Origin of the sequence: Micromonospora endophytica (genome assembly GCF_003236305.1) — a bacterium.
Taxonomy (GTDB): domain Bacteria; phylum Actinomycetota; class Actinomycetes; order Mycobacteriales; family Micromonosporaceae; genus Micromonospora; species Micromonospora endophytica.
Map to the genome: position 1 here is coordinate 1 of NZ_POTX01000229.1, position 9,527 is coordinate 9,527.

The 9,527-nt window shown below is 71.6% G+C and carries 10 protein-coding genes; 7 read left to right on the forward strand and 3 right to left on the reverse strand.

Features of this window, described 5'->3' with window-relative positions; genetic code table 11:
* Positions 1–355: 355 nt before the first annotated feature.
* Positions 356–1,225, forward strand: coding sequence for a GNAT family N-acetyltransferase (locus C1I93_RS24675; protein ID WP_181445304.1), 870 nt, complete (start codon positions 356–358; stop codon positions 1,223–1,225).
* Here the strand turns inward: C1I93_RS24675 and C1I93_RS24680 are convergent, their stop codons facing one another.
* A complete protein-coding gene (locus C1I93_RS24680) occupies positions 1,226–1,876 on the reverse strand; it encodes a futalosine hydrolase (RefSeq protein WP_111245674.1) in 651 nt (216 codons plus the stop codon).
* Positions 1,873–3,594: an MFS transporter gene (locus tag C1I93_RS24685; protein WP_111245682.1), complete on the reverse strand. Its 1,722-nt coding sequence runs from the start codon at positions 3,592–3,594 to the stop codon at positions 1,873–1,875. The genes C1I93_RS24680 and C1I93_RS24685 overlap by 4 nt, the downstream gene beginning before the upstream one ends.
* An 87-nt stretch (positions 3,595–3,681) precedes the next feature.
* On the opposite strand from C1I93_RS24685, the gene C1I93_RS24690 reads away from it, so the two are divergent.
* On the forward strand, positions 3,682–4,473 hold the full coding sequence (locus tag C1I93_RS24690; RefSeq protein ID WP_111245675.1) for a DUF3027 domain-containing protein: 792 nt from the start codon (positions 3,682–3,684) through the stop codon (positions 4,471–4,473).
* 18 nt (positions 4,474–4,491) lie between these two features.
* On the opposite strand, the gene C1I93_RS24695 is transcribed toward C1I93_RS24690, so the two are convergent.
* On the reverse strand, positions 4,492–4,737 hold the full coding sequence (locus C1I93_RS24695) for a DUF2530 domain-containing protein (protein WP_111245676.1): 246 nt from the start codon (positions 4,735–4,737) through the stop codon (positions 4,492–4,494).
* Between the two features lie 87 nt (positions 4,738–4,824).
* Here C1I93_RS24695 and C1I93_RS24700 point away from each other — a divergent pair, with 87 nt between their 5' ends.
* The 5 genes from C1I93_RS24700 to thpR all read left to right on the forward strand — a co-directional run bounded on the left by C1I93_RS24700 (position 4,825) and on the right by thpR (position 9,395).
* Positions 4,825–6,303, forward strand: coding sequence for an NCS2 family permease (locus C1I93_RS24700; RefSeq protein ID WP_111245677.1), 1,479 nt, complete (start codon positions 4,825–4,827; stop codon positions 6,301–6,303).
* 133 nt (positions 6,304–6,436) lie between these two features.
* On the forward strand, positions 6,437–6,886 hold the full coding sequence (locus tag C1I93_RS24705) for a MarR family winged helix-turn-helix transcriptional regulator (RefSeq protein WP_181445305.1): 450 nt from the start codon (positions 6,437–6,439) through the stop codon (positions 6,884–6,886).
* A 74-nt stretch (positions 6,887–6,960) separates the two neighbouring features.
* On the forward strand, positions 6,961–8,238 hold the full coding sequence (locus C1I93_RS24710) for an MFS transporter (RefSeq protein WP_111245678.1): 1,278 nt from the start codon (positions 6,961–6,963) through the stop codon (positions 8,236–8,238).
* Between the two features lie 60 nt (positions 8,239–8,298).
* A complete protein-coding gene (locus C1I93_RS24715) occupies positions 8,299–8,808 on the forward strand; it encodes a hypothetical protein (protein ID WP_111245679.1) in 510 nt (169 codons plus the stop codon).
* Between the two features lie 17 nt (positions 8,809–8,825).
* Positions 8,826–9,395 carry an RNA 2',3'-cyclic phosphodiesterase gene (gene thpR, locus C1I93_RS24720; RefSeq protein ID WP_111245680.1) on the forward strand — a complete coding sequence of 190 codons (570 nt, stop codon included), beginning with the start codon at positions 8,826–8,828 and terminating at the stop codon, positions 9,393–9,395.
* Positions 9,396–9,527 lie beyond the last annotated feature (132 nt).

Consider the following 9,527-nt stretch of genomic DNA (forward strand, 5'->3'; position numbering starts at 1 on the left):
CACTCAGGCGGAGCCAACCGGGCCGGGTCAACCGGGCTGAGGTGGCTTCCGGAGCCGGGCCGGTGGTCGGGCGAGGTGAGGGCCGGGCCGGTGGTCGGGCGAGGTGAGGGCCGGGCCGGTGGTCGGGCGAGGTGAGGGCCGGGCCGGTGGTCGGGCGAGGTGATAGCGCTACCGGTTCAGCTCCGTAGGCAGCCAAAGCAAGAGTGTGGGCTCGGCCACCCGGTCCGGGTGCGGTGTCGGTCCAAGGGCCGCCCACCGAGCCGCCCACCGAGCCGACCGAAGTTATCCACAAGGTTGTCCACAGGTTGGAGGCCGGGGTTGAAATGGGTTCGGGGCGGCGGGAAGCATCGATGGCATGGGGGCGGAGAGCGGTGTTTTCGATGATCTGGGTTCGATGCTGCGGGCGTTGCGTCGGCAGGCCGATCTGAGCCAGCGGGAGTTGGCTTCGCTCTCCGGCGTGCCGCAGTCCACGGTGGCACGCATCGAGTCGGGACAGGCCGCCGATCCCCGGTTCCAGACCGTCCAACGGCTCGTCCGCGCGGCTGGTGGGGCGCTGCGACTTGGCACCGTCGCTGGCTCTGACGCTGGCTCTGAACTGGGCTGTCCCGGTCGGGCTTGTCGGGGGCGGGACCCGCTGGGCGATGCGGCGATCCCGGACGACACCCGGCGGGACGAGGCGGGCCGGCGCTATCCGGCGCATCTGGACGTGCGGAAGGTTCGCACGTTGAAGGACTGGCCGGGCGCCTGGTGGGCGCATTCGTACACGTTGCCGTTCGAACGATGGCCGTTACGGGTCCCCAAGGTGACGTACGACCTCGACCGTGGCCGGCGGGACGAGCGACGGCTGCGGGAGCGGCTCCGGGACGCGGTGGAGATCCGTCGGATCACCGAGGGGGTGCCCTCGGGGTGCTGGCGGCTGGTGGCTGAGCTGCCCGACGGAGACCTGGTCGGTGAGTTGCGGGCCCACGAGCGCAGCCTTGACCTGCGGTACGGCGAGGAGATGGGCGACCGACGTGAGGTGGTGCTGGACGGCGTACTGGTGGCACCCCGGTTACGGCTGCTCGGCATCGGGCGTCGGCTGGTGGACCGGCTCGCCGCGGAGACCAGAGACGCGGGGCTGACGGCGGTGTGCGCGCTGGCCGAGCTCGATGGCATTCCGTTCCTGTTGGCCTGCGGCTACCGGATCGAGTGGAGCAGACCACAGGCACTGCGCCTGGAGTGGTAGTCAGCGCAGGACGGGAGCGGCGGCGGTGAGCGCGGCGAGGGCTTCGCGCAGCCGCCAGGCGGATCGGTCGCGCGGGCCGATCGGGTTGGAGATGGTGCGCAGTTCGGCGAAGGGCAGGCCGGCGTGGCTCGCGGCGACGGCCACGCCGTACCCCTCCATGGCTTCCGCCACCGCGTCCGGGTGCCGGCGGCGCAACGTCTCGGTGCTGGCCGCGGTGCCGGTGACGGTGTTCACCGTCAGCACCGGCCCGACGATGGCGTCCGGTAGCGCGGCGCGCAGCGCGGCCAGCAGGTCCGCGTCGGCGGCGACGGACGTGCCACCACCGAGCAGTTCCGCCGGCATGCCGAGCTCGTCGACGGGGATGAAGCCGTCGGGTGACTCGGCGCCCAGATCTGCGGCGACGGCTCGGGTGCCGAGCACGGTGCCGCCGACCGGCACCCGGTCGGTGAATCCGCCGGCCACGCCCGCGCTGACCACCCCTCGGTACGGTCGACCGGCGGCCTCGGCGAGGGCCAGCAGCCGGGCCGTGGCGGCACCGGCGACGGCCGGACCCACGCCCACGGGCACCACCGCCACCGTGGCGTCGGCGAGCCCGGCCTGGATCGCCTCGGCCTCGGCGGGGACCGCGGTGACCACGAGCAGACCGGTCACGGGACCGGCCCGGGGGAACTGTGCCGGGTCTCGTCGTCGCCGCCGCCGGAGCGGGTGGCCGCCGACGACGGCCGGTAGATGTGGAAGCCCGGCGGGGCCAGGTTCGGCTCCTCCGGTGCTGAACCGCCCTGCACCGGAGCGGGGGAGGTGGGCACGGAGTCCGCCGCCGGATCCCGGTCGGTCCGCTGACCGGTGGCCGGCGGGTCGGCGGCCCAGGGGTCGGTGACCGGCGGGTCGGTGGGCCAGGGGTCGGTGGCCGGCGGTGCGGTGGTGCCGGTCTCGGCAGCTCGGGTGTCGGTGGCGGGGTCGGTGGTGACCAGTTCGTCGTCGGTCAGCGGCCGACCGCGGAGTCGCTCGGCCCGCAACCGCCCGGCCATCACCAGGCCGCGCGCGGCGGCCAGCGCGCCGACCCCGGCGACGACGACGATGCCGATCCGGCCGTCGAAGGGCACGAGCCCCAGCCCGCCGCCGGCCACGAAGGCGAGCATCAGCACGGTTTCCGAGTGGGCGAAGGAACTGGCCCGGAGCCGCTCCGGGATCCGCTCCTGGATCGACGCGTCCACCGCGAGCTTGGCGATGCCGCTCATCATCGCCGCGACCACGCAGAGCAGGGCGACCATCGGCAGCGAGAAGCGCAGCGCGGTGAGCACTCCCACTCCGGCCACGATGACCATGCCGCTGGACTGGAGCGCGGCCGGCCGGTGGATGCGTAGCCGGGTGCCGATCGCGGTGGCCAGGAAGGTGCCGACGGCCAACGCGCCGCCGACCAGACCGAGTGCTCCCTCGTCACCCAGATCGCGACCGAACACCGTGGTGGTCAGGTCGCCCGCCTTGATGCTGAAGGCGAGAAAGAGCAGCAGGAAGCCGTAGATCGCGCGGAGTGTGGCCGCGCCGGCCAGGGTCGAGATGACCAGTCGGCCGGCCGGACGCCCCCGGCCCAGCGGACGGTCGCCGGTGCGCCGCAACAGCGCCCGCAGCGGTCGCGGCACCCGTTCCGGCGGCTCGGAGTCGGCCTTCGGTGGCAGCCGCAGGGAGACGACCATGCCGATCAGGAAGATGACCGAGGCGACCCGCAGCGGCCACTGCGGGCCGAACCAGAACGCGGCCAGGCCGATCGGGGCGACGAGCGCCCCGGCGACGGTGCCGTAGACGCTGGCCCGGGCACCCACCTGGGACAGGCCGAGCCCTTCGGGCAGCAGCCGGGGCACGGCGGCCGAGCGGGCCACGCCGTACGCCCGGGAGAGCGCCAGCACGCCGAAGGCCGCCGGATAGAGACCGAAGCCGTGGATGTAGTCGGAGATCAACCAGGCCAGGAACGCCCGACCCAGCATGGTCGTGGCCAGCGCGTATCGCCGGCCGTGCCGGAAGTGGTCGAGCAGCGGGCCGACCACCGGGGCGAGCATGGCGAACGGCACCATGGTCACCAACAGGTAGAGCGCCACCTTGCTGCGGGCCTCGCCGAGCGGCACGTTGAAGAAGATCGTCCCGGCCAGGCCGATGGCGATCAACGTGTCTCCGGCACAGGAGACCGCGTGCAGATCGAAGAGGCGGGCCATGCCGGTCTCGCCACCGGCACCCCGGGTCCGGGCCCGGGCGGCGCTGCGGGTCACCCAGCGGCCGCTGTTGATCGAGCCGCGCAGCAGCAGCCGCGTGGCACGGATGCCGGTGCCCACGGTCCGCCCGAGGAGAGAGCGCTCGGAGCGGGAGAACAGCGGCATGGCACCCATCCTGACCCATCAGCCGGACAGATGGCGCACCAGCGCCACAGAACACCTCTGGGGAGTGCCTCACAGCCGACCGCACCGATGGGGGACAATGGTTGGGTGACCAGGCCCGCCTCCGCCCGTGCCGCCCGTCTCGACCAGGTCTGCGCCGCCGCCGTCGACGTGGCGCGCGCCGCTGTCACCGAGGTGGAGGCCGACGACGTCGGCGATCACCTCCAAGTGGTCGCCGAAGGCGACCGACTCGTCACGCACTACTTCGAGTGCCGTCTGGCCGGCTACCGGGGCTGGCGGTGGGCGGTCACCGTCACCCGCGTGCCGCGCAGCCGGAACGTGACGATCTGCGAGACCGTGCTGCTGCCCGGTCCCGACGCCCTGCTCGCGCCGGGCTGGTTGCCGTGGCAGGAACGGCTCAAGCCAGGCGACCTCGGTCCGGGCGATCTGCTGCCGACGCCACCGGAGGACGAGCGGCTCCAGCCCGGCTACCTCCTCTCCGACGATCCGGCGGTCGAGGAGACCGCCTGGGAGTTGGGTCTCGGCCGGCCCCGGGTGATGTCGCAGGAGGGCCGGATCGAAACGGCCCAACGCTGGTACGACGGGGATCACGGCCCGGCGGCGCCGATCTCGACCGCCGCGCCGGCCGCCGCCCGCTGCGGCAGTTGCGGGTTCTACCTGCCACTCGCGGGCCGGCTCCGGCAGTGCTTCGGGGTCTGCGGCAACTTCTACGCCCCGGACGACGGTCGGGTGGTGAGCGCCGACCACGGCTGCGGTGCCCACTCGGAGACGTTGATCGAGGCCGAGACGCCGGTGGACGAGATGCCGACCGTCTACGACGACAGCGCGGTGGAGCCGGTGGAGTCGTACGACCCCTCCTGACGGGCGGGATGCCGTCGGTCAGGAGGCGGCGCGGCGGCGACGCCGGTGCGCGTCGTGGCGCATCATCACGGCGAGACCGGGAAAGCCCCACAGAAAACCGGCCAGGCAGATCCAGAGCCAGTTCTCGTGGCCAGCGGCGGCCAGCCGGTCGCGGAAGAGCAGCAGCACCAGGCCGACGACCGCCCAGGCCGCCATCCCGGCGAGCGCGAACGGCACCATCGGCGGATCGAGCGGCTCGGGTCGCGGCGGCGGCTGCTTCGGCACCTCGCCAGGGTACGCGATCGGCTGTTTCGTGAAACGTTGATCTGCGACGATGCGCGCGACAACCTGATCATTACTGCGAGGTGCCCGATGGCAGTAGCGCCACCCGAAAACGACACGCCTCCCGATCCGAACCGGCCGGTGGGCCGCTTCGACAGGTACTTCGAGGTCACCGCCCGCGGCTCGACGATGAGCCGAGAGCTTCGCGGTGGCCTGGCCACCTTCTTCACGATGGCCTACATCGTGGTGCTCAACCCGCTCATCCTCGGCAGCGCACAGGACGCCGACGGCAACACCCTGCCGATTCCCGCGATCGCCGCGGCCACCGCCCTGATCGCCGGCCTGATGACCATCATGATGGGCGCGGTCGCCCGCTTCCCGCTGGCGCTCGCCGCCGGCCTGGGCATCAACGCCCTGGTGGCGTACGAGATCGCGCCGGAGATGACCTGGGCCGACGCGATGGGCCTGGTGGTCATCGAGGGTGTGATCATCGCGATCCTGGTGCTGACCGGCCTGCGTACCGCGGTGTTCCGGTCGGTGCCGACCCAGCTGAAGACGGCGATCGGTGTCGGCATCGGCCTCTTCCTGACCATCATCGGCCTGGTGGACGCGGGCTTTGTTCGCCGGCTGCCGGACGAGGCGAACACCACGGTCCCGCTCGGTCTGGGCATCGGGGGCCGGCTGGTGAGCTGGCCGACGCTCGTCTTCGTGCTGGGGCTGCTGCTGACCCTGGTGCTCGTGGTGCGCCGGGTCAAGGGCGCGATCCTGCTCGGCATCCTCGGCTCGACGGTGCTGGCGATGCTGGTGGAGGCGATCGGCAACATCGGCCCGTCGGTGGTGAACGGCGTGCCGAACCCGAAGGGCTGGTCGCTGAACGTCCCGACCGTGCCGAGCAATCCGTTCGACGTGCCTGATCTGTCGTTGCTCGGCAAGTTCAACGTGCTGGGGTCGTGGGAGCGGGCCGGCTGGCTGGTCGTGCTGATGTTCATCTTCACCCTGCTCGTGACGGACTTCTTCGACACCATGGGCACCATGGTGGCGGTCGGTCAGGAGGGCGGCCTGCTCGACGAGCAGGGCACCCCACCCCGGGCCAAGGAGATCCTGCTTGTCGACTCGATAGGTGCCGCCGCCGGTGGCGCGGCCAGCATCTCCAGCAACACGTCGTACATCGAGAGTGCCGCAGGTGTCGCGGAGGGTGCCCGGACCGGGGTGGCCAACCTGGTCACCGGCGGGCTGTTCCTGCTGGCCATGTTCCTGGCGCCGCTGGTGGTGATCGTGCCGTTCGAGGCGGCCTCGGTGGCGCTGGTGGTGGTCGGTTTCCTGATGATGACGGCGGTGAAGGCCATCGACTGGTCCGACTACGAGATCGCCATCCCGGCGTTCCTCACCATCGTGCTGATGCCGTTCACCTACTCCATCTCCAACGGCATCGGCGCCGGCCTGATCGTGTACGTGGTGGTCAAGCTGGCCAAGGGCAAGTTCCGTGAGGTCCACCCGCTGTTGTACGGGGTGGCGGCGCTCTTCGTGGTGTACTTCCTGCGCGGACCGCTCGAGTCGCTGCTGTTCTGATACCCCGGGTGGCGGGCGCGCGGATCGCGGTTTCGCGGGGTGCCGCGTGCCCGCCCTCGGGTGCGGACGTGGTAGTCGTGAGCATGGTCATATCGGCTGCGGTGCGGCCATCAAATTAGTTAGGCTAACTATCGTGACGGAGCGGACGGTGACGGCGCAGAGCATGCCACCGGCGCAGCTGGCCCATCAGCTGCGTGATGCGATCACCCGGCTAAACCGGCGGGTCCGCCAGGCCCGACCGGTCGGAGACCTGACGGTCACCCAGTTGTCCGCGCTCACCAGCATCCGGCTGGCGGGCGCGCTCACGCCGCGGGAACTGGCCGACGTCGAACGGGTCCAGCCACCGACGATGACCAAGATCGTCGCCAAGCTGGAGGAGCGCGGCCTCGTGCAGCGAAGCCCGCACCCGACCGACGGGCGGCAGGTCATCCTCGCGGTGACCGAGGGGGGCCGGGCCGTGCTCGACCAGTTCGAGCGGGTCCGGGACGAATGGCTGGCTCGCCGGTTGGCCGAGCTGAGCGACGCCGACCGGGAGACACTGCACCACGCCGCGGAGGTTCTCCAGCGGATCTCCCGCGCCTGACGCACCCCGGGTGTGCCCCGCGCCGCGCCGTCCGTCGTTGATGACGCGTACGACCGCGAGGAGGCGCACCGAGAGTGCAGGCACGGCTCAGCACGATGTTCCAGTCCCTACAGGTCCGCAACTATCGGCTATTCGCGTCCGGGCAGCTGCTCAAGCTGATCGGTGTCTGGATGATGTTCATCGCCCAGGACTGGTTGGTCCTGGAGCTCTCCGGCGACTCGGCCACCGCGCTGGGCGTGGTCGTCGCACTCCAGTTCACCCCCGTGCTGCTGCTGACGCTGATCTCCGGCCGCCTCGCCGACCGGTACGACAAGCGGATGCTCCTCTTCGTCGCCAACACCTTCTGGACCGTGCTGTCGTTGGCGATGAGCCTGCTCGTGCTCACCGGCCTGGTCCAGCTCTGGCACGTCTTCCTCTTCGCCGCGCTGCTCGGCGTGGCCAACGCGGTGGAGACGCCGGTACGCCAGGCGTTCGTCTCCGAGCTGGTCGGCACCCGGCTGCTGCCCAACGCGCTGTCGCTGAACGCGGCCGTGTTCAACTCCGCCCGGATCGTCGGCCCGGCCGTCGCCGGTCTCGCCATCGCCGCCTTCGACGTCGGACCGGTGTTCCTCTTCACCGCGCTCAGCTCGATCGCACCCCTGGTCACGGTGATCCAGATGCGTCCGGCCGAGCTGTACCGGGAGCCACTGCCGCCGCGCGACGAGCGGGCCGCCGCCACCGTGCTGGACGGGCTGCGCTACGTCGGCCGCCGCCCCGACCTGCTGCTGCCGATGGTGGTCATGTCGGTGATCGGGATGTCGCTGTTCAACTTCCAGCTCACCCTGGCCGCGCTGGCCAAGACCGTGTTCAACACCGGTGCCGCCTCGTTCGGCCTGTTCAGCACGACCCTCGCGGCAGGTGCGCTGATCGGCGCGCTGGCCGGGACCGGGCGGCGCAGCCGCCCCTCGGTCTGGTTGGTGCTCGGTGCCGCGATCGCCTGCGCCACCTTCGGCACGCTCGTCGGCCTCGCGCCCGCGTACTGGATGGTGGTGGCGTTGCTGCCGCCGACCGGCTTCTTCATGGTCTACTTCGCCCAGGCGGCCAACCAGCGGGTCCAGCTCGGCACCGACGCCGCGTTCCGGGGACGGGTGATGGCGCTCTGGGTGCTGGTGTTCCTGGGCACCAACCCGGTCGGCGCGCCGCTCATCGGCTGGGTCGCGGAGACCTTCGGCGCCGGGGTCAGCATCTGGGCCGGCGGGGTGCTCTCCCTGGCCACCGCACTGCTGGCGCTGGCCTGGCAGTTGCGTCGGGACGGAGCCCGGCTGCGGTTCCGGGTGCTGCCGATGCCCCGCTTCTACATCACCCAGACGTGAGCGGGGGCGGGATCCGGAAAATCGGTTACGTTACGGTGCGCAGCGGCATAGCTTCGGCGGGTGGAGGTCGTACGCATGCTGCTGCTCGCCCTGGCCCTGGCCGCCGTGGTCCTGCTGCCCGTGCTGATCGCGCTCGTGGTCTGTGCCGACGAGGTGGTGGACCGGGTCAGCTGCGGATACGCCGGGTGGCGGCAGCGACGGCGGGAGCGGCGGCTGATCGACCGGCTGAACCAGGCGGTGGACGCCGACGAGATCGCCGGCCGGATCGACCTCGCCGCTCTTGACCGGCCCGACCGGCGCTCGCTGGAGGAGGTCGCCGCCGACCTGCGCTGCCTGCGCGGTGGCCGGCCCGGCCGGCCCGGTCCGGCGATGGTGTGGCACAGCAGCGTGCTCGACGCGTACGACACCCGGCTCCGGCTGGCCTGCCAGGCGTTGGGCATCACCGAGCACCTGACCGAGCTGGCCGGCTTCGATCGGCAGCTCGAACGGGTCCGGATCGAAGGCGAGCTGGACGCAGCCGGCCTGCGACTGCCGGCGACCCGCCCCGGGCAACCCGAACCCCGTGCCTGACTGCGATCCTGTGGCAGGTGAGACTCTTCACCGCTGTCTATCCGCCGGCCGAGGCCGTCACGCACCTGACCGCCCGGTTGGCCGGGTTGCGGCTCGGTGCGGCCGCGGCGGCCGGCACGAACGTACGGCTTGTCGACCCGGCCCGGGCTCACCTCACGCTCGCCTTTCTCGGTGAGGTGGACCCCGCACGGCTGGCCGAGATACGGCACGCCCTCCAGCACGCCGTCGCCGCCGCTCCCACCGGCCCGCCCGTGCTGCGGCTGGGCGGCGGAGGCCGATTCGGCTGGGGGCGCAGCACCGTGCTCTGGATCGACGTACGCGGCGACGTCTCCCGCCTGGTGGCACTGGCCGCTGCCGTCCGTACCGAACTGGCCGAGGTCGGGGTGCCCACCGACGAGAAGCCCTTCCGGCCGCACCTGACCATCGCCCGCCCCGGTGACCGGCTGACGCACGCCGACATCGAAGCCGACCTGGCCACGCTCGACGGCTACCTCGGCCCGCCCTGGTCGGCAGGTGAACTGGTGCTGGTGCACAGCCGACCCGGCCCCCCGCCGAGCTATCACCGCCTCGCCACCTGCCCACTCTGACCGAGACTCAGCCCGCTCTCTCCTAGTCCGAGATCTCCTGCCGCGAGGCAGGCGGAGCGCGATCTTGCACTTCTGGTCGCTATTTTGCCCGCGTTAGGGGCTTTTGTCCCGACCAAAAGTGCAAGATCGGCG